19 protein-coding genes are annotated in these 23,334 nt (G+C 60.3%); 7 read left to right on the top strand and 12 right to left on the bottom strand.

The window, feature by feature from the left end:
* The first annotated feature begins 51 nt into the window (after positions 1-51).
* Positions 52-1,374, top strand: a complete 1,323-nt coding sequence (locus HNR62_RS04655; protein WP_204794909.1) for a Na+/H+ antiporter family protein — start codon at positions 52-54, stop codon at positions 1,372-1,374.
* A gap of 224 nt (positions 1,375-1,598) precedes the next feature.
* On the opposite strand, the gene HNR62_RS04650 is transcribed toward HNR62_RS04655, so the two are convergent.
* A complete protein-coding gene (locus HNR62_RS04650) occupies positions 1,599-2,501 on the bottom strand; it encodes a LysR family transcriptional regulator (RefSeq protein WP_204794908.1) in 903 nt (300 codons plus the stop codon).
* 304 nt (positions 2,502-2,805) lie between these two features.
* Here HNR62_RS04650 and aguB point away from each other — a divergent pair, with 304 nt between their 5' ends.
* Positions 2,806-3,696 (top strand): N-carbamoylputrescine amidase, encoded by an 891-nt coding sequence (gene aguB / locus HNR62_RS04645; RefSeq protein ID WP_239552593.1) that lies wholly within the window; start codon positions 2,806-2,808, stop codon positions 3,694-3,696.
* A complete protein-coding gene (gene aguA, locus HNR62_RS04640; RefSeq protein ID WP_204794907.1) occupies positions 3,696-4,766 on the top strand; it encodes an agmatine deiminase in 1,071 nt (356 codons plus the stop codon). The genes aguB and aguA overlap by 1 nt, the downstream gene beginning before the upstream one ends.
* A 257-nt stretch (positions 4,767-5,023) precedes the next feature.
* Here aguA and dedD read toward each other — a convergent pair whose 3' ends face one another.
* The 6 genes from dedD to HNR62_RS04610 all read right to left on the bottom strand — a co-directional run bounded on the left by dedD (position 5,024) and on the right by HNR62_RS04610 (position 12,203).
* Positions 5,024-5,671: a cell division protein DedD gene (dedD, locus tag HNR62_RS04635; RefSeq protein WP_204794906.1), complete on the bottom strand. Its 648-nt coding sequence runs from the start codon at positions 5,669-5,671 to the stop codon at positions 5,024-5,026.
* Between the two features lie 25 nt (positions 5,672-5,696).
* Complete coding sequence (gene folC, locus HNR62_RS04630) at positions 5,697-6,947, bottom strand: bifunctional tetrahydrofolate synthase/dihydrofolate synthase (protein ID WP_204794946.1); 1,251 nt, start codon at positions 6,945-6,947, stop codon at positions 5,697-5,699.
* Positions 6,944-7,807 carry an acetyl-CoA carboxylase, carboxyltransferase subunit beta gene (accD, locus tag HNR62_RS04625; RefSeq protein ID WP_204794905.1) on the bottom strand — a complete coding sequence of 288 codons (864 nt, stop codon included), beginning with the start codon at positions 7,805-7,807 and terminating at the stop codon, positions 6,944-6,946. Before accD ends, folC begins: the two co-directional genes overlap by 4 nt.
* Before the next feature lie 272 nt (positions 7,808-8,079).
* Positions 8,080-8,874 carry a tRNA pseudouridine(38-40) synthase TruA gene (gene truA / locus HNR62_RS04620; protein ID WP_204794904.1) on the bottom strand — a complete coding sequence of 265 codons (795 nt, stop codon included), beginning with the start codon at positions 8,872-8,874 and terminating at the stop codon, positions 8,080-8,082.
* A gap of 92 nt (positions 8,875-8,966) precedes the next feature.
* Entirely contained in the window at positions 8,967-10,907 is a 1,941-nt protein-coding gene (locus tag HNR62_RS04615; protein WP_204794903.1) for a FimV/HubP family polar landmark protein, read from the bottom strand.
* Positions 10,908-11,084: 177 nt separating this feature from the next.
* Positions 11,085-12,203 (bottom strand): 4-phosphoerythronate dehydrogenase, encoded by a 1,119-nt coding sequence (locus HNR62_RS04610; RefSeq protein ID WP_204794902.1) that lies wholly within the window; start codon positions 12,201-12,203, stop codon positions 11,085-11,087.
* A gap of 145 nt (positions 12,204-12,348) precedes the next feature.
* On the opposite strand from HNR62_RS04610, the gene HNR62_RS04605 reads away from it, so the two are divergent.
* Positions 12,349-13,080, top strand: a complete 732-nt coding sequence (locus HNR62_RS04605) for a phosphatase PAP2 family protein (RefSeq protein ID WP_204794901.1) — start codon at positions 12,349-12,351, stop codon at positions 13,078-13,080.
* Positions 13,081-13,172: 92 nt separating this feature from the next.
* Here HNR62_RS04605 and fabB read toward each other — a convergent pair whose 3' ends face one another.
* The gene (gene fabB / locus HNR62_RS04600; protein ID WP_204794900.1) at positions 13,173-14,387 is read right to left on the bottom strand and encodes a beta-ketoacyl-ACP synthase I; all 1,215 of its coding nucleotides are present in this window, start codon (positions 14,385-14,387) and stop codon (positions 13,173-13,175) included.
* 105 nt (positions 14,388-14,492) lie between these two features.
* Between fabB and mnmC the strand changes: the two genes are divergently transcribed.
* A complete protein-coding gene (gene mnmC / locus HNR62_RS04595; RefSeq protein WP_204794899.1) occupies positions 14,493-16,484 on the top strand; it encodes a bifunctional tRNA (5-methylaminomethyl-2-thiouridine)(34)-methyltransferase MnmC2/FAD-dependent 5-carboxymethylaminomethyl-2-thiouridine(34) oxidoreductase MnmC1 in 1,992 nt (663 codons plus the stop codon).
* Between the two features lie 3 nt (positions 16,485-16,487).
* Here mnmC and HNR62_RS04590 read toward each other — a convergent pair whose 3' ends face one another.
* Positions 16,488-16,982: a DUF922 domain-containing protein gene (locus tag HNR62_RS04590; protein ID WP_338044071.1), complete on the bottom strand. Its 495-nt coding sequence runs from the start codon at positions 16,980-16,982 to the stop codon at positions 16,488-16,490.
* 193 nt (positions 16,983-17,175) lie between these two features.
* On the opposite strand from HNR62_RS04590, the gene corA reads away from it, so the two are divergent.
* Entirely contained in the window at positions 17,176-18,123 is a 948-nt protein-coding gene (gene corA / locus HNR62_RS04585) for a magnesium/cobalt transporter CorA (protein ID WP_204794898.1), read from the top strand.
* Between the two features lie 50 nt (positions 18,124-18,173).
* Here the strand turns inward: corA and nrdD are convergent, their stop codons facing one another.
* Entirely contained in the window at positions 18,174-19,949 is a 1,776-nt protein-coding gene (gene nrdD / locus HNR62_RS04580) for an anaerobic ribonucleoside-triphosphate reductase (RefSeq protein ID WP_204794897.1), read from the bottom strand.
* Positions 19,946-20,401, bottom strand: a complete 456-nt coding sequence (gene nrdG, locus HNR62_RS04575; RefSeq protein ID WP_204794896.1) for an anaerobic ribonucleoside-triphosphate reductase activating protein — start codon at positions 20,399-20,401, stop codon at positions 19,946-19,948. Before nrdG ends, nrdD begins: the two co-directional genes overlap by 4 nt.
* A gap of 297 nt (positions 20,402-20,698) precedes the next feature.
* On the opposite strand from nrdG, the gene HNR62_RS04570 reads away from it, so the two are divergent.
* A complete protein-coding gene (locus tag HNR62_RS04570) occupies positions 20,699-21,166 on the top strand; it encodes a CreA family protein (RefSeq protein ID WP_204794895.1) in 468 nt (155 codons plus the stop codon).
* 108 nt (positions 21,167-21,274) lie between these two features.
* On the opposite strand, the gene uvrB is transcribed toward HNR62_RS04570, so the two are convergent.
* Positions 21,275-23,275: an excinuclease ABC subunit UvrB gene (uvrB, locus tag HNR62_RS04565; protein ID WP_204794894.1), complete on the bottom strand. Its 2,001-nt coding sequence runs from the start codon at positions 23,273-23,275 to the stop codon at positions 21,275-21,277.
* Positions 23,276-23,334: the final 59 nt, after the last annotated feature.

Raw genomic sequence — 23,334 nt, 5'->3', positions numbered from 1 at the left:
AAACTAACCCTCCTTAATTCTCTTCTGCCTAAAATACTATAAGGATATTCAATGAATCCTGTTGTCGTCGCCGTCTGCCTGATGCTGGCCCTTAGCCTGCTACGCATCAACGTGGTGATTTCTCTTGCGCTCAGCGCCCTGGTGGGCGGCATGGTCGGTGGCCTGTCGCTGACCGAAACCGCCAATATCTTCGCCGATGGTCTCGGCGGCGGGGCCACCATCGCCCTGAGCTACGCCATGCTGGGCGCCTTTGCCGTGGCCATTGCCCGCTCCGGCATTACCGATCTGCTGGCACTCAAGGTGATCAAGGCCCTGGGCCAGGATGCCAGTGCCGGCCGCATGTTGTGGATCAAGGCGATGCTGTTGTGCGCCATTTTGCTGGTGGCCATTTCATCCCAGAACCTGATCCCCATTCATATCGCCTTTATTCCCATCCTGATACCGCCGCTGCTGCATGTCATGGCCAAACTCAAGCTGGACCGCCGCGCCGTGGCCTGTGTGCTGACCTTTGGTCTCACCGCCACCTACATGATGTTGCCGGTCGGCTTTGGCGGCATCTTCCTCAACAATATCCTGTTGGCAAATCTGGTGGAAAATGGCGTGGATGTCAGCAAGTCGATGCTGCCCACCGCCATGGCCATTCCGGTCGGCGGCATGTTTCTGGGTCTGCTGGTGGCGGTGTTTATCAGCTACCGCAAGCCGCGCCTGTACGATGAAAGCAAGATACTGGCGGTCGAGCCCGAACATATTCAGATCAACATCGCCCATATCGCCATCGCCGTGCTGGCCATTCTGAGCGCCCTGAGCCTGCAACTGTACAGCGACTCCATCATTCTCGGCGCCATGGTCGGCTTCGTGATCTTCACCCTGGGTGGCGTCATCAAATACAAGGAAAGTCAGGATGCCTTTACCCAGGGGGTGAAGATGATGTCGCTGATCGGTTTTATCATGATTGCCGCCGCCGGTTTTGCCGCCGTGATCAAGGCCACCGATGGCATTGGCAGCCTGGTGCAGTCGGTGGATTTGTTGCTCGGCGATAACAAGGCGCTGGCCGCCCTGGCCATGCTGGTAGTGGGTTTGCTGATCACCATGGGCATCGGTTCGTCGTTTTCCACCATTCCTATTATCGCGCCCATCTATGTGCCGCTGTGTATCGCGCTGGGCTTTTCGCCGCTGGCCACCCTGGCCATTATCGGTACCGCCGGCGCCCTGGGTGATGCGGGCTCACCGGCCTCCGACTCGACCCTGGGCCCCACCTCGGGCCTAAATGCCGATGGCCAGCACGATCATATCTGGGACTCGGTAGTACCGACCTTTGTGCACTACAACCTGCCGTTAATCGGCTTCGGCTGGCTCGCCGCCATGGTGCTTTAAATCAAGCCGTAACGTAAGTTGTCAGTTCGTGTGCCGGGCCATGCCCGGCACATTTGTTTTACCTCACCCCTCACCCCTCACCCCTCACCCCTTACCCCTTACCCCTCACTCACTACCCTGTCGGTTGCGGATGAGCGCAGCAAACCCCAACATGTCACCGCCGCCTTCCGTGTTGGGATTCGCTGCGCTCATCGCCAACCTACCGCTCATTCCTCAACTTCAACTCATATCAGGGAACGCAACAGCCCCCGTAACCACTGCAATGCCGGCTGCCGGTCGTGCAACGGGTGCCAGACGCAGTTGAGATGATAGGCAGGCAAATCCGCCGGCAGGGTCACCCATTTCAGCGGCAGCGCCTCGGCCAGCATTTCCGCCACCTTGTGGGGCAGCACCAGCAGATGATCACTCTGGCTGACGATGGCCGCCGCCGACATATAGCTCTGGCTGTTGACCGAAATGCTGCGCTTCAGGCCCTGGCTCGCCAGCCAGGTATCGACGATGGAATCCCGGGTACCCAGCGGCGAATGAAACACATGGGGCAAGTCGGTCAGCTGGGCCAGCGTTATCTGTTCGGCAACAAGCGGATGTTCCCGCGCCACCACGCCCGCCAGTGGCTCGGTCAGCCAGGTTTCGGTACAGAGCGAGCCCGGCACCTGCATGTATTCATCGAAGCCCAGCACCAGATCCACCTCGCCGTTGGCCAGCGCCTGCTCGGGCAGCCGGTCGCGCAGTATCTCGATTTCGATGCGCACCCCCGGGGCTGCGGTCTGCAAGCGGCGGATCAGGGGCGGGATCAGCACGCACTCCACGTAATCGGTGGTGCTGAGCACAAAGCGGCGGTTCGACGTGGCCGGCACGAAGCTGTCTTCCCGCCCCAACTCCTGCTCCAGCAGATCCAGGGCCTGGCGCACGGCCTGATGCAGGGCCAGGGCCCGGCCGGTGGGCTGCATGCCGGTGGCGCTGCGCACCAGCAGCGGATCTTCGAAAAACTGACGCAGCCGGTTGAGCGCATGACTCATGGCCGGCTGGCTGATAAAACACTGCTGGGCTGCCCGGGTGACGTTGCGCTGGGTCATGAGGGCGTCGAAGGCCAGCAGCAGATTAAGGTCGAGCTGATGCAGCTTCATCTTTATTCACCAGATAAATAATTAAATTAATACTATTCATTTGATGGATGATAACGCAAGGGGCACACTGCGGTCTGACGATTTGGATGCTTGATAGATGGCAGCTGCTCCGCCGACCGTTGACGCCATGGTCGAAAAATGCTCCTGCATTTTCGACATTTCCGCCATCCATGGCGGTCAGATGGCGTCACTCGAGCCCCCATGGAGGGTTTACGGCGAGTCGGCGGCGCTGACCCTTTGGCTGACCTGTCGCGGTACGCCCTTTCTATCGGCTTCACATCCCCCTGTTACCGAGGAGTACATTATGGCAATGGTTACCGTAGCCGCCACCCAGATGGCCTGCAGCTGGAACAAAGAAGAAAACATCAATCGTGCCGAAAAGCTGGTGCGTGACGCCGCCACTCAGGGCGCCCAGATCATCCTTATTCAGGAACTGTTCGAAACCCCCTACTTCTGCATCGATCAGAGCCCGGAGCACTTTCCCCTGGCCCATAACGTCGACAACAGCCCGCTGATCCGCCATTTTCAGGCGCTGGCCAAGGAGCTGGCCGTCGTGCTGCCGCTGAGCTTCTTCGAGAAAGCGGGTAACGCCTATTACAACTCCCTGGTGGTGATCGACGCCGACGGCAGCATGCTGGATCTGTACCGCAAAACCCACATTCCCAACGGCCCCGGCTATCAGGAAAAACAGTTTTTCACCCCCGGCGACACCGGCTTCAAGGTATGGCAGACCCGCTATGCCAAAATCGGCGTGGGCATCTGCTGGGATCAGTGGTTCCCGGAAACCGCCCGCAGCCTGGCACTAATGGGCGCCGAGCTGATCTTCTTCCCCACCGCCATCGGCACCGAGCCGCAGGATCCCACCATCAACAGCCAGCCGCACTGGACCCGTACCCAGCAGGGCCATGCCGCCGCCAACCTGGTGCCGGTCATCGCCTCCAACCGTATCGGTACCGAGCAGAGCAAATACATAGACGGGCTGGAAACCACCTTTTACGGCTCTTCCTTTATCGCCGATGAGTTCGGTGAGCTGGTGGCGCAGGCCGACAAGACCACCGAAGGCGTACTGGTGCACAGCTTCGATCTGGAAGCCATCGCCAATACCCGCATCAGCTGGGGTCTGTTCCGGGATCGCCGTCCGGCCATGTATCAGACCCTGCTGACCTCAGACGGCAAGCAGCAGGGAGGCCGTTGATGAACGCACTGAAAGGCTTTCACATGCCGGCCGAATGGGCTCCCCAGCAGGCGGTATGGATGATCTGGCCCCACAGGCCCGACAACTGGCGCGAGCAGGGCAAACCGGCGCAGGCCACCTTTGCCCGACTGGCCGAGGCCATCTCCGCCGCCACGCCGGTATATATGGCGGTGCCGGCAGAAGAAATGGACAAGGCAAAGCAGCTGATGCCGCCACAGGTCAAGCTGGTGGTCATCGACAGCGATGACGCCTGGGCCCGGGATACCGGCCCCACCCTGGTCATCAACGGCAAGGGCGAGGCCGCCGGCATCGACTGGATGTTCAATGCCTGGGGTGGCCACGAAGAAGGCCTCTATTACCCCTGGGAAAAGGATCAGGCCATGGCCGGCGCCATGCTGGCCCATCAGCAACTGCCGGTGCACAAGGCACCGCTGGTGCTGGAAGGCGGCTCCATTCATGTGGATGGCGAAGGCACCCTGCTGACCACGGCCGAGTGTCTGCTCAACCCCAATCGCAACCCGGACTACACCCGGGAAGACATAGAGCAGCAGCTGAGAGATTACCTGGGCGTCAGCCATTTTATCTGGCTGCCGCAGGGGGTCTATCTGGACGAAACCAATGGCCACATCGACAACATGGCCTGTTTCGCCCGTCCCGGTGAGGTGATACTGCACTGGACCGATGACAAGAGTGATCCTCAGTATGCCCGCTCGCAGGCGGCCTACAAGGTACTGAGCCAGGCCCGGGATGCCAAAGGCCGCCCGCTGAAGATATGGAAGCTGCCCCAGCCCGGCCCCCTGTTCATCACCAAACAGGAAGCCGCCGGTGTGGCCCCCGGCCCTGGCGTGCCCCGCATCGCCGGTGAGCGGATGGCGGCCTCTTACGTCAACTTCCTGATCACCAATAGCCGGCTGGTGTTTCCGCTGCTGGACGAACGTACCGACGACGAGGCGCGCCAGATACTGGAAAACATATTCCCCGAGCTGGAAGTGGTAGGCGTACCGACCCGGGAAATCCTGCTCGGCGGTGGCAATATCCATTGCATCACCCAGCAGATCCCGGCGGTGTAATAGCCAACATAAGCCGTGAGGCGTGAGGCGTGAGGCGTGTAGGCCTGGCTGAAGCCGTGCCTACACGCCAAACGCCGAATATGTGTGGTTTGATCGTAGGGTCGAATTTATTCGACCAAGGGCGTGACACCCAGGTCTGACGGTCCATTGAAATGGACCCTACTGGTTGCTGTGGCCCCTGATGACGGCAAAATAAAAAGCCCCGTTAACCGACTCGGTTAACGGGGCTTTTTGGTATCGAACTACCGGTTATCGCACTACTGGGGCCGCACGCTGCCCTTGAGCCCGGTCAGCCGCTCCAGCGCCGACAGCTGTTGTTCCAGCCGGGCCTTGCTGTCCGGACCCACCCAGACCCGGTTCAGCTCACCCTGACGGGGTACCGCCGGGGTGGTCTGAGCCCGGTAGCCGGATGCACGCAGTTTTTTGACCAGCGCCTTGACGTTATCCGCATTGCGAAACGCCCCCAGCTGAACGACATGATCCCCCTGCTGCGGGGCCAGCTGTTGCGGCGCTATCTGTTTAATAACGGGCGCTGGCCGCACTATTGGTGCCGGTTTTATTATCGGGGCGGGTTTCACCACCGGGGCCGGCGTGGGCACAGCTACCGGAGCCGGCTTCGGCTCGGGCTTGGAGACAGCTTGGGGAGCCACCGGCGGCGCCTCTTTCGCCTGCTCCAGCGTCCAGGCTTCGGGCCTGGCCTCGGGCTCGGCAACCGGTTGCTGTTCAGCAGCCGGCGGCGCCGTCACCACGGGCCGAGCCGGTTCGAGTTCCGGGCGCAAGGGGATGGTGACCGCCTCATCGGGGGCCAGCTGTTGCTTGCCGTCCAGCAGGTCAGGCAGAAAAATAACACCCAGCGCCACCAGAATGACGGTACCCACTAATCGATGCTGAAATTGTGTCGCCAAAGCGCCCTTCCTCACTTGCTGCCGGTTATGCCGTTGATGATGTTCTGCTCGCCAGCACCTCGGCAACGGTAAAGAAGGAGCCGAAGGCGATGAGGATATCCTGCTCACCCGCCTGTGCTTCTGCCGCCGCCAATGCCGCCGTGACCGAGTCGAAACAGGTGCCCGCTTGCCGTTCGGCCAGCTCGGCCGCACTGGCACCGCGAGGGCCGCCGAGGCTGGCCAGATACCAGTCGTCGACCAGGCCCCGCAAGGGGGCCAGGGTGGCGGCAATGTCCTTGTCTTTAAGCATAGCCACCACGGCCCGGCAGCGACCCTCGCCCTTGAGGCCCGCTAGCCGGCTGGCCAGGTAGCCGGCCGACTCCGGATTATGGGCCACGTCTACCCACAGCCTGGGGGTCAGTTGCTGCAAGCGGCCAGTCAGGCTGGCCTGTTGCAGCCCCGTCTTTATCGCCTCGATATCGAGGGAAAAGGGCGACAGCGCCAGGGTCGCCAGTGCCGTGGCCGCGTTCATCAGCGGCAGACTCGGCAACGGCAGCGAGTCCAGACTCGAACCCAGGCCCTGAAAACACCACTGCTCATCCAGCACCTGCCATTGATAGTCCCGCCCGGTACAGCTCAGCGGGGTTCCCAACTGCGCGGCATGAGCCAGCAGACTGGCCGGAGGATGAGGGTCGCCGCACACCGCCGGCTTGCCGGCGCGAAAAATACCGGCTTTTTCGAAGCCGATGGTTTCCCGGTCACAGCCCAGCCAGTCGGTATGATCGAGCGCCACCGTGGTGACCACAGTCTGATCCGATGCCACCACATTGGTGGCATCCAGCCGCCCCCCCAGTCCCACTTCCAGCAACACCACCTCGGGCGCGGCATCGCGAAACAGCCACAGCGCCGCCAGGGTAGTGAACTCGAAATAGGTCAGCGCCACCTCTGCCCGCGCCGTTTCCACCGCGGCAAAGGCGGCACAAAATGCCGCCGCATCCGGGCTGGCGCCGTCGATCCGCACCCGTTCGCGGTAATCGTTCAGGTGAGGAGACGAATAGACGCCCACGCTGTGACCACCGGCCCGCAGCATGGCCTCCAGCAGGGCACAGGTGGTGCCCTTGCCGTTGGTACCGCCGACGGTGATCACATGGCTTGGCAGGCTGAGCAGGTCCAGACGACCGGCCACCAGCGCCATGCGCTCCAGCCCCAGCTCGATATGCGCCATGTTGAGGCCTTCCAGCACGATCAGCCAGTCGGCAAGCGACCGGTGGTGTGAGTCGACAAGGCTGCTCATCAGAACTCTGCCGGATCCTGATTCATCAGCTTGCCGATGAGCCCTGCCAGTTTGTCGCGCATTTCACGACGGTCGACAATCATGTCGATGGCGCCGTGCTCCAGCAGAAATTCGCTGCGCTGGAAACCTTCGGGCAGTTTTTCCCGTACCGTTTGTTCGATGACGCGCGGACCGGCAAAACCGATCAGTGCCTTGGGCTCGCCAACGTTCACGTCGCCCAGCATCGCCAGGCTGGCGGATACGCCACCCATGGTCGGATCGGTCAGCACCGAAATATACGGCAGACCCGCCTGAGACAAACGGTTGAGCGCGGCACTGGTTTTGGCCATCTGCATCAGGGAAAACAGGGCTTCCTGCATGCGGGCGCCACCGGAGGCGGAGAAACACACCAGGGCCCGGTTTTCTGCGATACAGGCATCGACCGCCTTGATAAAGCGCGCACCCACTACCGAGGCCATGGAGCCGCCCATGAAGGAGAACTCGAAGGCACAGGCCGCTACCGGCAGGCCCTTGAGGGTGCCGGTCATGACGACCATGGCGTCTTTTTCGTTACTGCTTTTCTGGGCGGCACTGATTCTGTCTTTGTATTTCTTGGAGTCTCTGAACTTGAGCACATCCTGCGGCTCCAGCTCAGCACCCAGCTCGACACGACCATCCTGATCGAGGAACTTGTCCAGTCGCAGCCGACCGCCAATGCGCATATGGTGATCGCACTTGGGACAGACTTCCAGATTGCGATCCAGCTCGGCCCGGTATAATACCTGCTCGCAATTGGCGCACTTGGTCCAGACCCCTTCCGGAATGTTATGACGACGAACACCGATGTTCTTATTCTTGGGAAGAATTTTCTCAAGCCAACTCATGGAAATCCTTAGCGTTATTGCATCGTTATTGCAGCGTTGTCACTGCATGGTTATTGCAAGACAATTGCATTGTTATCACGCAGACTGGGCGGCCGATCATCGGTCAACCATCACCGGTGCCCGGTGCTGATCGCCATGAATTCGCCCTCTGCCGGCCCCGTTGCAGCAGGCTCCCCTGCGGGGCGCCCGAGGCGTTATGGCTGGCATTAAACCATATATCTGCATGCGCGTTGATAAAAAACTTAAGCCTGACGGCACTGGCCCTACCCCGGTCAGCGCAACTGTTCCGGTAACCATAGTGGTCCTGGCGGTGCGTCCGGCAAACCATGGTGTTCCGGGTAATCTACCGCCACCAGATACAGTCCCCCCGCCTTGGCGGTGGGGCCGGCCAGGTTACGGTCGCGTCCTTCCAGTACTTGCTGCACCCAGGCCACGCTTTCTTCTCCCATCCCGACCTTCAGCAGGGTGCCGGTGATGTTGCGCACCATATGATGCACAAAGGCGTTGGCCTTGATGTCGAGCACCACATAGTGGCCATAGCGCTGCACCTTCAGGTGAATGATGTTGCGATTGGGGCTGTGCGACTGACACTGCATGGCACGAAAGGAGGTAAAGTCGTGCTCGCCCAGCAGATACTGGCCCGCCTCATGCATTTTCTGCACATCGATATCGCCCACGTAATGGCTGACGCCGCTGCCATGAATGGCAGGCCGCATGTTGTGGTTGAAAATAATGTAGCGATAGCGACGGGCGGTGGCACTGAAGCGTGCGTGAAAGTCGTCACCCATCGTCTTGACCCACCGCACCGCAATGTCGGACGGCAGATTGGCGTTCATGCCCAGGGTCCAGGCGCCGGCCTGCCTGTCGGCATGGGTATCGAAGTGCACTACCTGACCCGTACCATGCACACCGGCGTCGGTACGGCCGGCACACTGTATGCTAATCGGATGATCGGCAATTTTGGACAAGGCTTTCTCGACCTCAGCCTGAACGCTGGGGACTTCTCGTTGCCGCTGCCAGCCATAATAACGGCTGCCGTCATACTCGATGCCAAGGGCAATGCGCATAATCAGTTCCAAGGGTAAAAAAGGACGGCAATTATACCCGTTACCGAGTCAAATTGAAGAACCGGCCTCGGAACCAGGCCGGTGAAAGGAAATCAGCGCCTGGCCAACCGCTGCAACAGCTTCTGTGCGTCGCGCTGCTGCTCTTCATTGCCTCGTTCCAGCGCCTCGTTCAGCAGTTCGCGTGCGCTGTCGATATCGTCGATTTCGATATAGGCGCGGGCCAGATCCAGCTTGGCGCCCATGCCCCCCTCATCGAGATCGATGTCCACATTCTGTCCCTGCCCGAGCACACCGGCATAGTCGTCCAGCGCCAGATCCAGTGGTCGATCGAATTCACGCTCCGCTCCGTCACTCAGGTTCGCTTCGGCCATCAGCTGGTCCACCGAGACATAATCGGTGTCGGCAGCCTGTTGCTGTGATGTCGCCTCGGGTTCCGGTTCCTCGTTCGGCATCGGCGGCGCGGTATTGAACAGCAGCTCATCGATATCGTCGTTTGATACCCGAGTTTCCGACGGATGGTCGTCTGTCGCCATTTCATCCTCGAACAGCAGCTCCACTGCGGCCTGATCGGCGACCTGATCGGTGACCTGATGGCGACGGTCTGCCAACGTGGCTTCGTCATCAAACAGCGTCTCAGACAGCGCCTCGGCTTCTTCCTCTTCCATCCGCTGTTGTTCTTCGAGGAAACGCGCGAAGGCATCTTCGTCGACCTTCTGGGCTGGCAAGACATCATCCGGTTCGGGTGCCGGCTCGGGGGCAACCGTCGGCGCGGGCTCCAGGGCGGCCGAGAACAAGTCGTCAAATTCATTGCGCTCGTCGTCCATCATCGCCGAGGTGCTCTCGGACAACTCCTGCTCCTGATCGGCCAGATCCTGCCGTACTCGCTTATGCCACCACAGGGTAAAGATCGCCAGCAGCAATAACGCCGGCAAGGTCAGTATCAGCGCCAGATTCAGTGCATTGGACCATAACGCATTACCCATGCCTGCCTGGCTGGGCGCAGGCTCGGGTGCTGCCTCGGCGGCCCGGCCCTGTTTCAATTCTTCCACCTCGGCCGTTAATCGGCTCAGACCTTGCCGCAGCAGCTGATTGTTATCCGCCAGGTTCGCCAACTGCTCGTTGGACATGGCAACCTGTTCGCGCAGCTCATCCATCAGTTGCAACTGCAGCCGGGCCAATGCCATCTCTTCGGCCTGCGCGGGATCCGGCATCGTCGCCGCCGCAACAGACGGCGCCGCGGCCGCTTTGGGCTCAGTCAGGCCGATAGCCGCGCTGTCCGTCGGTGCCGCTGGCGAGGTCTCGGCGGGAGGCGCCTGCGGAACCGGCGCCGCGGCCGCTTTGGGCTCGGTCAGGCCGAGAGCCGCACTGTCCGTCGGTGCCGCTGGCGGGGTCTCGGGGGTCGCTTGCGGAGCCGGGGGCGGCGCCGCCACCGGCGATGGCTCCTTCACCGGTAATGGCTCCTTCACCGGGGGCGAGGCCGCGGCGGGGGCGCCGGCCGACCGGGTCGCTACCGGGACGGCCGCCGCCCCGGGTTTGACCGCAGCTTGCTCGGCCGTGGCGGCCCGCGCCACGCTACGGTTGCCCTGCCGACTTAAGCGACGAAATTCGGCCTCGGCATCACGCGGCGCACGCTGGCGAGCCTGCGACTCGGTCGGCAGCCGCAAGCGCACACCACGCTGCAGATAATTGATATTACCGCGCACAAACGCCCGGGGATTGAGGTGGTAGAGCGCCACCATGGTCTGCTGAACCGTCACCGGCGCCCGGGTATGGCGGGCGGCAATGCTCCAGAGGGTATCGGTGCTCTGCACCGGACCGTAACGGCCCGGACCGGTCACCGGCTGAGAAGCCGACGGCGGGACTGGTGCAGCGGCGGGGGTCGGCGACGGCGGGACTGGTGCAGCGGCGGGGGTCGGCGACGCCGATTCCGGCCCCCTGAGTTCGATATAAAATTCACTCTGGGCCATTGCCGGGGCCGTGCAGGCCAGCCACCCGGCCAGACCGAAACCGATATGGGGTCTGAGTCGTTTCATGATGTCTCTTGTGTCCTTTTCCTGACGCAGAACCGGTTCGTCCGGCGGTCGAGGCGTGCTGTGGCACCAGTGTAGAAAAAAACAGTGCCAATAGGAACTTATCTGTCCGCTTTCTCTAGGGAGAGGCCATCGGCATTGACAGGCTATCGGCATTGACAGGCTATCGGCACCCGGCCTTCATACTTTAAAGCCCAATGCTTCGCCGCCGTCGGTCATTCCCGACAGTAGCACGGAGCCCAGCTCGCGACGCTGAGGATATTGCTTGCGCAAACGGTCAAAAAAGCCCGGCTGACCCAGGGCCTGGCGAAAGGCGGCGTCGTCCTGCGCTATGTCATACACCAGCCGTACCAGCCTGGCCGCCAATGCCTGATCCGGCGCCTCGTTCAGGTGCACGGCGCCTATCGGCGGCGGCGGCAACAGCTGTTCCAGCGCAAGACGTCTGTCTAGCTGCTGCTGCTCGCACCAGGCCCGATACAGAGCGAAGGTCCCCCTCGCCTTGCCTTCGAGGCTGTAGCCGGCGATATGAGGAGTGGCCAGCAAGACATGAGGCACCAGCGGCGCCAGCACCTCGGGTTCATGCTCCCACACATCCATCACCAGGGTCAGCGGAGCGGCACCCGCTGAGTAAGCGCCTTGCTGCCGGGCCAGCAGGGCCTGATTGTCCCACACATCGCCCCGACAGGCATTGATCAGTACCTGGTCGTCATTCAGCCCGGCGATGGCCGCCTGATCCAGCAAGTGCCAGGTCGGGTGCTCACCGCCGTGGGTCAGGGGAACATGAAAACTGACGATATCGGCGGCCAGTGCCTGTTCAAAATCGACAAACCCTGTCGTGTCCTTCAAGGCCCTCGGCGGGTCGCACAAGCGCACTGTCATGCCCAGTGCCCGGGCGCGCCGGGCCACTTCGGCACCGGTATTGCCAACCCCCACCACGCCCAGGCTTTTCTCCCGCAGCGACCAGCCCTTGTACTCGGCCACTCGCAACAGGGCCGCCAGCACATAATCGCCCACCGCCACCTTGTTGCAACCCGGGGCACTGGCAAAGGCAATGCCCCGCCGGGCCAGCAGCCCGGTATCGATATGATCGCAACCAATGGTGGCGGTGCCCACGAAGCTCAGCCGTTCTGCCTCGGCCAGCAGGGCTGCATCCACCCGGGTAATGGAACGTACCAGCAGCACATCCACATCATGTAGTTGTTCGGGACGGATCTCCCGCCCGGGGCACGTCACTATCTCGGCCCGGTCACCAAAGAGTTCCTGCACGAAGGGCATGTTTTCATCGGCCAGTAATTTCATCGACTATTTCCTTGAATGACGGGCTCCTTGAATAATGAGCTCCCCGAATGGCGGCTCATTGTACCCCGAGTGGCGACGGGCTTCAGCTTCCATCGGCCTGCCGTTTTGCTAGAATCGGCGCTTTCCTCTCGGACAACTTCTTTTCATGACACCAAGGTTACTGTTCACGGTACTGGCCATACTGGTATTGCCGGTCGCTATCGCCAGCATAGGCTACCAATGGCACTGGCACTGGTTCCCCCTGCTGGATCTGGATGATGCCCCTGCCCTGCTGGCCTATGGTCTGACCCTGTCGGTCGGCAAAGTCGGCATCGCCATCGCCCTTGTCCTCTTGAGCCTGCTGGCTCTGCACCGCTGGCGGCGACGGCCAGGCCAGTGGCTGGTGTTCTTTTTCTGCCTGATGGCCGCCCTGGGCAGCGCCTTTGTCACCAAGACGGTCGCCAAGCAATACTTTAAAGAACCCCGTCCTTATGTGCTGTGGCTGGCCGAAAAAGGACGTCTCGCCGACAGCGACCGTTTTTATGCCCAGTTACCCTCGATACGGGAACAATGGCTGGCCGATGGGCTGCGAGAAATGCCGGAGCGGCAGGTACCGGGCTGGCTCAAGCTGCACTGGCAGGATGAGGTCAGTTACTCCTTCCCCTCGGGCCATTCCATTGCCGCCATGACCATGGCCGGCTTCTATTGCCTGTTGCTGCTCTATCGGCGCCGCTCTCTCTGGCTGGTCGGCGCCCTGGCCACCTGGTCGGTGGCGGTCTGTTATTCGCGCCTGTTGCTGGGCCTGCACTGGCCGGCGGATATTCTGGCCAGCAGCGTGCTGGGGGTCATGTTCGGCGCACTGGGCGCCTGGGCCTTTATTCGCTGGGATCGGCGCTGAGGCGTGAGGCGTGAGGCGTGAGGCGTGAGGCGTGAAAATGAACGCGAAAAGGGCGCCGAGGCGCCCTTTTTTAGTGCTGTATTAACCGGCTATCAGCCTTTGTACTTGCTGAATACCAGGCTGGCGTTGGTGCCGCCGAAACCGAAGCTGTTGGACATGACGGTGTCCAGCTCGGCTTCCTTGTACTCGGTGACGATAGGCAGGTTCTGGGCCTTCTCGTCCAGCTCGGTGATGTTGATGCTCGGGGCAATGAAGCCGTTTTCCAGCATCAGCAGCGAGTACACCGCTTCGTGCACACCGGCGGCCCCCAGCGCATGGCCGGTCATCGCCTTGGTGGCAGAGATGTAGGGGGCATGGTCGCCAAACAGGCTGTTGATGGCTTCCAGCTCTTTCACATCACCGACCGGAGTAGAGGTGCCGTGGGTGTTGATATATTGCACCGGGGCCGGCGCGGTCGCCATGGCCTGCTGCATGCAGCGAACGGCGCCTTCACCGGACGGAGCCACCATGTCGTAGCCGTCGGAGGTGGCACCGTAGCCGGTGATTTCGGCGTAGATCTTGGCGCCGCGCTTGAGGGCGTGCTCCAATTCTTCCACCACCACCATGCCACCGCCACCGGAGATAACGAAGCCGTCACGGCCCGCATCGTAGGTACGAGAGGCCAGCTCGGGGGTCTCGTTGTACTTGCTGGACAGTGCGCCCATGGCGTCGAACTGCAGCGCCAGGGTCCAGTCCACTTCTTCACCGCCACCGGCAAAGACGATGTCCTGTTTGCCGAGCTGGATCTGCTCCAGCGCATGGCCGATACAGTGCGCGGAGGTCGCACAGGCCGAGCTGATGGTGTAGTTGATGCCCTTGATCTTGAAGGGGGTAGCCAGACAAGCGGACACAGTTGAGGACATGGTGCGCGGCACCATGTAAGGTCCTACACGGCGCACGCCTTTTTCCCGCAGGGTATCGCAGGCTTCGATCTGATTCTTGGAAGAGGCGCCACCGGAGCCCGCCACCAGACCGGTGCGCTCGTTGGATACCATGGACTCGTCAAGGCCCGCATCGGCGATCGCCTGCTCCATGGAAAGATAGGCAAAAGCGGCGGCGTCGCCCATAAAGCGCATGACCTTACGATCGATATGCTCGGACGGGTTCAGTTTAATGTTCCCCCATACCTGGCTACGCAGGTTATGATCAGCAAACTGCTGGGAGAAGCTGATACCGGAGCGGCCCGCCTTGAGTGAGGCCAGAACCTCTTCCTGATTGTTACCGATGCTGGATACCACACCGATACCGGTAATGACTGCTCTTCTCATCTATCTTTCCTACTGTCTTGATTTGGCGCCAATTCTACCCATAAAAAATGGTCAAACTGGTCTGCTTTCACATAAAATGACCGTTTTTACGGCCCCGGAGGTTCAGTGTCACCCCACTTCATTACAACCGCGAGTCTGGACTGGAATGACCAGGGTACGCCGGTCGCCGCTGCGTTCGACGACGTCTATTTCTCCAACGACAATGGTCTGGCCGAAACCCGCCATGTGTTTCTGGGCCACAATGGCCTGCCCGAACGCTGGGTTGACCACGACAGGCCGCTGTTCGTGGTGGCCGAAACCGGCTTTGGCACCGGCCTTAACGTACTGGCCACCTGGCAGGCCTTTATCGACTATCGTCGGCAACATCCGCAAGGTAACGCCCGGCGCCTGCACCTGATCAGCGTGGAAAAATTTCCGCTTACGCGCGCCGATCTGCAACAGGCGCTGGGCCAATGGCCAGAGCTTAGCATTTTAAGCGAACGTTTGTTAGCTGAATATCCGCCCGCCGTTAACGGCTGTCACCGGCTCTGGCTGGACGAAAATGTATGCCTGGATTTATGGCTGGGAGACGTGGCTGAGGTACTGCCTCAGATGGAAGCGGGCCTGGCCGGCAAGGTGGACGCCTGGTATCTGGACGGCTTCGCCCCCAGCAAGAATCCGGAGATGTGGACGCCCGAACTGTTCCGGCAACTGGCGCGTCTGGCCCGTAATGGCGCCACCCTGGCCACCTTTACCGCCGCCGGTTTCGTGCGCCGCGGGCTGAACGAGGCCGGCTTCAAGGTGACTCGGGTCAAGGGCTTTGGTCGCAAGCGGGAAATGCTGGCAGGTGTGCGTGGCAGCGATAACCGGGCCCCCTACCCCACGCCCTGGTTCTGGCGCCGACCGGGTCGGTCCGGCCATACCTTAATAGTGGGCGCCGGTATTGCCGGTGCCAGCCTGGCGTATGCCCTCACCCGCCGCGGCCAGCGAGTGACCCTGCTCGAGCAGCATGCAGCCCCGGCAATGGGTGCCTCGGGCAACCGCCAGGCAGCCATTTATCCGCTGCTTAACGGCGAGCATGACTGCCTGAGCCAGTTTTTTCTGCAGGCCTTTCTCTTCGGGCGTCGGGCCCTGCCGGCCCTGGCCGAACGACATGCCTTCAGCCATGACTGGTGCGGTGTGGTCCAGCTGGCCTACAACGACAAAAGCGCCGCCAAAATCGACAAGCTGCTGGCCAGTCGGTTTCCGTCGGCGCTGCTGCAGCCGTTAACCGCCAAGCAGGTCAATGTGCGCACCGGTATTGCCGCCAACCTGCCCGGCATCGAGTACCCGCTGGGGGGCTGGGTCTGCCCCTTCGAGCTGACCGCCGCCCTGCTGGCCGAGGCCCAAAAAAGCGGCCTGCTGGACTGCCACTACCAGATCCGGGTCGAGACGTTAACACCGGAAGAGAACCACTGGCATCTCACCACCGAGGGCCAGAGTTTCCGTGCCGATAATGTGGTGCTGGCCAGCGGCCACGAAGTAACAAGATGGCCACAAACCCGCGCCCTGGCGCTGTCGCCGGTACGGGGCCAGGTGAATTATCAACCTTCAAGCCCCTCGATAACGGCACTGAAAACCGTGGTCTGCTACGAAGGTTATCTCACCCCCGCCTGGCAAGGAACACACTGCGTCGGCGCCAGTTATGGTCGCCGGCAGTCGGCGTTGAATTATCGGGAGCAGGACGAACAGGAAAACCTGCACAAGCTGGTACGTACCCTGCCCGCGCTCGACGATCTGACGCCCGCTGCGGGTGCCGGCCGGGTGAGTGTGCGTGCCGCCTGTCGCGATCATCTGCCGCTGGCCGGTGCCGCGCCGGATAAAGCACGGCAACTGGCGCAATATGACAAGATGCCGCGTCGAAAGTGGGAAGCATTGCCGCTGGCGGATGATCATGCGGGACTCTATGTCATGTCGGGGATGGGCTCGCGGGGCCTGTGCTCGGCCCCCTTGCTGGCCGAGCTGATGGCGGCCCAGCTGCTGGATGAGCCCTATCCGTTGTCACAGGCACAATTGGCGGTGCTTAACCCCAATCGGCATTGGGTGCGCAAGCTGCTGAAAGGAAAACCGGTGGAATAAGGGCTACTCAGGGCGAATAAGTCCCAGGTTGCGGCCGTAGTCGTTCTGCTGCTGAAAGTCCTGTAACAAGGTGCGGGCGATGTCGAGCTGGTGATAGCCGATGTTGTCCGCTACCCGTCGCAATTGCTCGCAATTCGATTGCGGGGCTATCTCGAACAGAGAACGTTCCAGCCATTCGCCCGACAGCAGGGCCCGTTCCCGCACCAGCCGTTCGTAGGCGGTGAGCGCCAGCCGGTAATTCTGCCAGGCGGGCGTCTGCGGCCATTCCAGGGGTTCGGTCACGGTGGCGGTCAACGAGACCATCACCCGGGATGGCAGGCAGCCCGACCCGGTTTGCTCCCCCGACAACTGCCAGGTCAAGCGATAATCCACATCGGCCAGGCGTGGCTCCAGGCCGCGGGAGCCATAAATATCCACCGTTTGCCGCGCCTTCAGCATCATGTCCGCCGCAGCGGGCATCGCCAACAACAATATCAAGGCACAACAGCTTTGTTTCACGAGAGCACTCCGATGGGGGATTCTGATGGAAGGGACCACATCATTATAGACATGGACACAGAGCCAAGTCATTTGAGTCTACTCTTGTTCTGATAAAATAAACGCCAAAAAACCAGGCTGACCAACCGATTACCTGACATCCGACGTTTGCCTATATATAGTGCAGGTCATTGTTTACTGGTTGGAGCGCTGCATGATCACAGCCTATACCCTGAATGGAAAATCTCTCGACATTCAGCCACTCAACCTGGAGGACGCCTTGCCTCCCAACACCCTGTGGCTGGATATCCTCAAACCGGACGAACAGGAACAACGCTGGATGAAGCAGCTGTTCGTGGAAGAAGTACCCGAGCTGGACGAGCTTGACGACATCGAGGCCTCGGCCCGTTTTTACCGGGACAAGGACGGCCTGCACATTCATTCGCTGTTTCCCCAGCGCATGGGCAAGGAAATCGACGGCATCAACGTGCTCTTTACCCTGCGTAAAGACATGCTGATCAGCTTTCGGGAAGACGATCTCGGCCTGATGCGGCTGCTGCGCCACTATATGCGCCAGGACCGGCTGGAAGCGAAAGACGCGCCCGATCTGCTGCTGGAAATTTTTCAGCTCAAAATCGAATATATTTCCGACCTGATCGAAGACGGCTACAAGACCCTGGAAGCCACCGCCAAGCAGGTACTGCACGTCAGCGACTTGCGCACCACCATGTCGGATCTGATGCTGCAGGAAGACGGCAACGGTCATATTCGACTGGCGTTATACGATACCCGGCGGGCGCTGCGTTTCATCAAGCGATCCCTGCGCCAGAGCGGTAGCGACGAGCAGCGCAAGTGGATCGATGAAATGCTCTACGACATAGAATCGCTGCTGCCCCACACCCAGTTTCTGTTCGACAAGATCAACTTTCAGCTGGAAGCGGCCATGGGCTTTACCAGTCTGGAGCAGAGCAAGGTGATCAAGATTTTCTCGGTGGCCGCCGTGGTGTTTCTGCCCCCGACCCTGATCGCCAGCATCTATGGCATGAACTTTGAAATCATGCCCGAGCTTGGTTTCGAGTACGGCTACCCCATGTCGCTGGTGATGATGTTGATGTCTGCCTGCGGCACCTATTATTTCTTCAAACGCAAGGGCTGGCTGTGACTTCAGGGATCAGGGAATAGGGAATAGTTCCCTATTCCCCAGTCCCGATATTACCGGTGGTAGAAACGCCGGCCATGCTCGTTCCGGCGACCGGCGCTGAACGCCGACACCCGCTTCAGATAGCCGATCACCCGGGTGGCATGGTCTATGTCTTCACTACCACAGGCGCCACAGCGCCAGTCGGTATGCTTGCTGATATGGCCACAATCGTTGCAGATGGTGCTGCGTACATTAACGGTAAAATAGTGGCAGCCGGTGGAGGCGGCAACACGGTACAACTGACGGTAACCGGCACGGGTCAGATGCTCGTCCAGGTTCAGGTGCAGCGCCGACCCCCCGTCCAGAAACTGCACCAGCTCACGGCCGTGCAGCACAAACTTGTCGAGCACCTGGGTATCATCCTCGTCTTCCACCACATAGAAGTAGGAGTTATAGCAGTCACGGGGCACCCGATAGCCATCGGCCCTGTCCCACCTGGCGTTTTTCACGCCCAGATTCTCTGCCGGTACAAACTCGGTATTGAACAGATAGCCGTATTGCTGCCGGGCACGCCGGTTGGCATCATAGATAATCTTCAGCCGTTCACTGACAAAGGCCTGGTAGTCGGGGTTATTACCTGGCTGTATGCCTCTGTATTCCGCCGCCTCGACCATGCCGTTGATGCCGATGGTCAAGAACTGCTTGTCCAGGCTGATAAAACCGGCGTCATACACGGTCAGTATACCCTTGGCCAGGAAGTCCTCCATCAAGCGCCGGTAGGCCAGCTGATAACGCTGAATCTTCTCGATTTCGGCCAGCAGATCCCGTCCGTCCTGCTCCAGCCGGTTCATGTTCAGGGTGATCACATTGATGGAGCCGGTGGCCACACCACCCGCCCCCAGGGTGTAGGAAAAAGTGTGATCGGTCACCTCATTGCGCAATCGGCAGCAGGACGCTAGCGAGTCGGGGGTGTCGGACATATAGATGAAGAAACTGTTGCCCCGGCTCATCTGCTCGGCGCACAGCTCGGCAAAGGCATCGTCTGCCGGCGCGCCATCCTTGGTGAGCATGGCGGCGGTCACCACCGGGAAGGTCAATATCGCCTTGCGCCGTTCCTCGTTGAACCATTCCAGAAAGTGTCCCTGCAGCCGACTTACCGAGTCGGCATCGGCCTTGCTGCCGTCGGGAAACACAAAGAATTCGAACATGGTGTTGAAATAGTCCCGGTCGAACAGGGAAATGTTCCAGAACACGCTCTGGTAGCCTCGGGCGGCGGCCGGCTGGTTGATGGCATAGATCACATGCTGCAGATGGTTGTTGATAGCATGGGTATGCTCTGTCAGGTAATTATCGCCATAATCCCGACGGGCAAAATGATCGAAATAGGTGAGAAATTCGACCGTGGCCACCGCACCGGCGAACTGGGAGCTGATGGCAAACACCATATTGACGAAGGCACCGCAGAACGCCTCCAGGTGTTTGGGCGCCTTGCTCTCGCCGCCCAGCCGGGTCAGGCCGTCGAGCAGAAACGGATACATGGTCACCGACACGCAATAGGGCTTGAGGCTGGTCTCGTCGTGTACATAGATCTCATGCTGTTCAATCTGGCGCTCATACTCGTTCGCCAGTGCCTCGTCAAACAGCTCGGCTATCTTGTTTTTCACCAGGCCGCGGTTCACCTGCACAAAAAAATCCTTCATCAGCTCCGCCTCGGCGGTGGCGATGTTTTTCTGGGTAACATTGGCATTGGGATCCATGACAGAACCATCCGCCGCATTGGCGGCATTCAGATAGGCATTGAAGCTGGCGATCTTGGCCTCAAGCTGGTTGGGGTGCAGGTGTATCATGAAGGTCTCCAAAAATGATGATTGAGGGATTCGCCACTGTGCAGGCAAATCAATTGTTGGTTGCTGTGTCTGGCGTCAAGGCCACCCAGGTGCGCGACCCAGGCCCCGGTTTTCAGGTAGTCCAGCTCGGCCATCAGAGTCTGACTTACCCGATCCCGACCGCTGTACAGGCAGGTTTTCAGCCCCTGCTCCCGCGCCAGCCGCAACAAAGGCAGCAAGGCATCCCTATCCCATTCCCCACCGAAAAACAGCACACAGGTGAGCAGCCCCCGATAGCGCGTCAGCCAGCCTTGTAGCCGATCGGGTGTCAGCGGCGTGCCCGCCGCCGGATCCCAGCTGTGCTGGCTGTGACAGCCGGGACACGCCAGCGGACAACCCGTTACCAGCCAGGCCAGGCTGACTTCACCCGGCACCTCCTGTAATACCACCCTGGGTTCAAAGGCATTGAGCATAACGACACCACAAGCACTACATGTTGTGCCAAGAGTAAATATAAACACCATATATGGAAATAGCCGAACAACCGCATTAGCCGTTTCACTGATCTGGATCAGTCTTCGGCATGCAAACCGATGCGGTATTTAAGAGTAATAGATTCGTTTGAAGCAGTCCTCGAGGCCAACCGCTACTGCGGCAAAACGGCAGATAGAGCCGCGCCCCCAAAGGCAGTTAAGTTTGGCGGCACCGGCCGAGTATGGTAAGAACTGGGGTTGTTTTTAATACACTGTTTTGACACAAGGAACCTGCTCATGTTCAAAAGAACGGCCGCCCTGCTTTGCCTGTCCACCCTGCTGCTGGGTTGTGATAACAATGAGGTGGGCGATGTGTCACTGGGTATGTTCACCACCAAGGACATCAAAATAGAAGTGCTGACCGATCCGGGCGTTCCCGGTGTGACTTGCCATATATCAAACATAGTGGCGGATCTGAGCCTGTCGGATCCGTCCGACATGTCGATCAGCTGCCGCCAGACCGGCGAAATCACCGCCGCCATGATCGCCGCCATCGATACCTCCAAGAGCGGCGAAATCGTGTTCAAGAAATCGAAGAGTATTTTTCTCAAGAGCCTGAAGATCCGCCGCATCTATGACGACCAAAGCCAGTCATTGCTATATGTTGCCTACAGCACCAAGGAAACCAGCGGCAGCTTCAAGCATTCCATGTCCACCGTGCCCCTGTGGGGATCCGCCGCCTACCAGACGCCTGTACAGCCGTAAACCCGGGAGCCCCTGGCCCATAGCTTGGGATCAGGCCCGCATACCGACATACCTCATGAAAAAGCCCGGCGTTCAGCCGGGCTTTTCTTCCCCTCTACCCGGCACGGCTCAACTGCGGATCAGTTGCTCGCGCAGTTCGTGAATGCGGTCGCGGGTGGCGGCGGCCTGTTCGAATTCCAGGTTGCGGGCGTGTTCGAGCATGGTTTTTTCCAGTTCGGTGATCTGGCGGTCCAGCTCCTTGGCGGTGGGCAGGTGCTCGGGCAATGGCGTCTTGTCCTTGGCTCGCTTGGAGCCGATACGCCGGGTGCCGTCCAAGTCCATCACGTCGGTCACACCCTTGATCAGTCCTCTGGGCACTATGCCATTGTCTTCGTTGAACTGGCGCTGCACTTCCCGGCGGCGCTCGGTTTCACTCATGGCGGCGGCCATGGATCGCGTCACCCGATCCGCATAGAGAATGGCCTTGCCGTTCAGGTTGCGGGCGGCGCGGCCTATGGTCTGAATAAGCGATCGCTCGGAGCGCAGGAAGCCTTCCTTGTCCGCATCCAGAATGGCCACCAAAGACACTTCCGGCATGTCCAGTCCTTCCCGCAGCAGGTTGATGCCCACCAGCACATCGAACTCGCCGAGCCGCAGATCGCGAATGATTTCCATGCGCTCCACGGTGTCGATATCCGAATGCAGATAACGCACCCGCAGGCCGTGATCGTTCAGGTATTCGGTGAGATCTTCGGCCATGCGTTTGGTCAGGGTGGTCACCAGCACCCGCTCGTGTTGCGCAATGCGCAGCCGCGCCTCGGACAGCACATCGTCCACCTGGGTCGCCACCGGCCGTACTTCCAGCACGGGGTCAAGCAGGCCGGTCGGGCGCACCACCTGCTCGGCCACATCCTCACCGGACTTGTCCAGTTCATAGGGGCCGGGGGTGGCGGACACAAACACCGTCTGAGGCATCAGACTTTCGAATTCCTCGAAGCGCAGGGGCCGGTTGTCCAGTGCCGAGGGCAGACGAAAACCGTATTCGACCAGGGTTTCCTTGCGCGAGCGGTCGCCCTTGTACATGCCGCCAATCTGCGGCACCGTCACGTGGGACTCGTCGATGATCAACAAGCCGTCGCCGGGCAGGTAATCGAACAGGGTGGGTGGCGGCTCGCCTTCGCCCCGGCCCGACAGGTAACGGGAATAGTTCTCGATGCCCGAGCAATAGCCCAGCTCCTGGATCATCTCGATATCGAACTGGGTACGCTGGCTGATGCGTTGTTCTTCCAGCAATTTATTGGACGACAGCAGCTGCGCCTTGCGCGCCTGCAATTCCACCTTGATATGCTCGATGGCGCCGAGCAGTTTTTCTCGCGGGGTCACGTAGTGGGTCTTGGGATAGATGGTAAAGCGCGCCAGCGTGTTGGACACGCCCCCGGTGAGGGGGTCGAACAGGCTGATGCGCTCGATTTCGTCATCGAACAATTCGACCCGCACCGCCTGGTTGTCCGACTCGGCCGGAAAGATATCAACAACTTCCCCCCGCACCCGAAAGGTACCGCGCTGAAAACCGGCATCGTTGCGGCTGTATTGCAGTTCCGCCAGCCGACGCAGCATGTCCCGCTGATTCAGCACATCGCCGGTGCGCAGGTGCAGCATCATGCTCAGGTAGGACTGGGGATCGCCCAGACCGTAGATGGCCGACACCGAGGCAACGATGATCACGTCCCGCCGCTCCATCAGCGCCTTGGTCGCCGACAGCCGCATCTGCTCGATATGATCGTTGATAGAGGCATCCTTCTCGATAAAGGTATCGGTCGTCGGCACATAGGCCTCGGGCTGATAATAGTCGTAGTAGGAAACGAAGTACTCCACCGCGTTATGAGGAAAGAATTCCTTCATCTCGCCATAGAGCTGGGCCGCCAGGGTCTTGTTGGGCGCCAGTATCATGGTGGGCCGGTTCAGCTCGGCAATGACGTTGGCCACGGTAAAGGTTTTGCCCGAGCCGGTGACCCCGAGCAGGGTCTGGTGCGCCAGGCCGGCATCGATCCCCTCCAGCAGTTGCGCAATCGCCGTCGGCTGATCACCTCCGGGCTGATACTCGCTGACCAGTTGGAAATCTTTGCTCATTACCCACTCTCCTCTTGATTCGAGCCCCAGTTTACCTCCTGTGATGTGGTAAATTTAAG

This window comes from Oceanisphaera litoralis, assembly GCF_016907015.1.
In the GTDB taxonomy this organism is placed as follows: domain Bacteria; phylum Pseudomonadota; class Gammaproteobacteria; order Enterobacterales; family Aeromonadaceae; genus Oceanimonas; species Oceanimonas litoralis.
The sequence above is the reverse complement of the archived record's forward strand: the minus strand, read 5'-3'. Positions and strand labels throughout refer to the sequence as shown.

Coding starts and splice junctions, on each gene's coding strand:
- HNR62_RS04655 (WP_204794909.1), top strand. CDS start 52: ATGAATCCTGTTGTCGTCGCCGTCTGCCTGATGCTGGCCCTTAGCCTG.
- HNR62_RS04650 (WP_204794908.1), bottom strand. CDS start 2,501: ATGAAGCTGCATCAGCTCGACCTTAATCTGCTGCTGGCCTTCGACGCC.
- aguB (WP_239552593.1), top strand. CDS start 2,806: ATGGCAATGGTTACCGTAGCCGCCACCCAGATGGCCTGCAGCTGGAAC.
- aguA (WP_204794907.1), top strand. CDS start 3,696: ATGAACGCACTGAAAGGCTTTCACATGCCGGCCGAATGGGCTCCCCAG.
- accD (WP_204794905.1), bottom strand. CDS start 7,807: ATGAGTTGGCTTGAGAAAATTCTTCCCAAGAATAAGAACATCGGTGTT.
- truA (WP_204794904.1), bottom strand. CDS start 8,874: ATGCGCATTGCCCTTGGCATCGAGTATGACGGCAGCCGTTATTATGGC.
- HNR62_RS04615 (WP_204794903.1), bottom strand. CDS start 10,907: ATGAAACGACTCAGACCCCATATCGGTTTCGGTCTGGCCGGGTGGCTG.
- HNR62_RS04610 (WP_204794902.1), bottom strand. CDS start 12,203: ATGAAATTACTGGCCGATGAAAACATGCCCTTCGTGCAGGAACTCTTT.
- HNR62_RS04605 (WP_204794901.1), top strand. CDS start 12,349: ATGACACCAAGGTTACTGTTCACGGTACTGGCCATACTGGTATTGCCG.
- fabB (WP_204794900.1), bottom strand. CDS start 14,387: ATGAGAAGAGCAGTCATTACCGGTATCGGTGTGGTATCCAGCATCGGT.
- corA (WP_204794898.1), top strand. CDS start 17,176: ATGATCACAGCCTATACCCTGAATGGAAAATCTCTCGACATTCAGCCA.
- nrdD (WP_204794897.1), bottom strand. CDS start 19,949: ATGATACACCTGCACCCCAACCAGCTTGAGGCCAAGATCGCCAGCTTC.
- nrdG (WP_204794896.1), bottom strand. CDS start 20,401: ATGCTCAATGCCTTTGAACCCAGGGTGGTATTACAGGAGGTGCCGGGT.
- HNR62_RS04570 (WP_204794895.1), top strand. CDS start 20,699: ATGTTCAAAAGAACGGCCGCCCTGCTTTGCCTGTCCACCCTGCTGCTG.
- uvrB (WP_204794894.1), bottom strand. CDS start 23,275: ATGAGCAAAGATTTCCAACTGGTCAGCGAGTATCAGCCCGGAGGTGAT.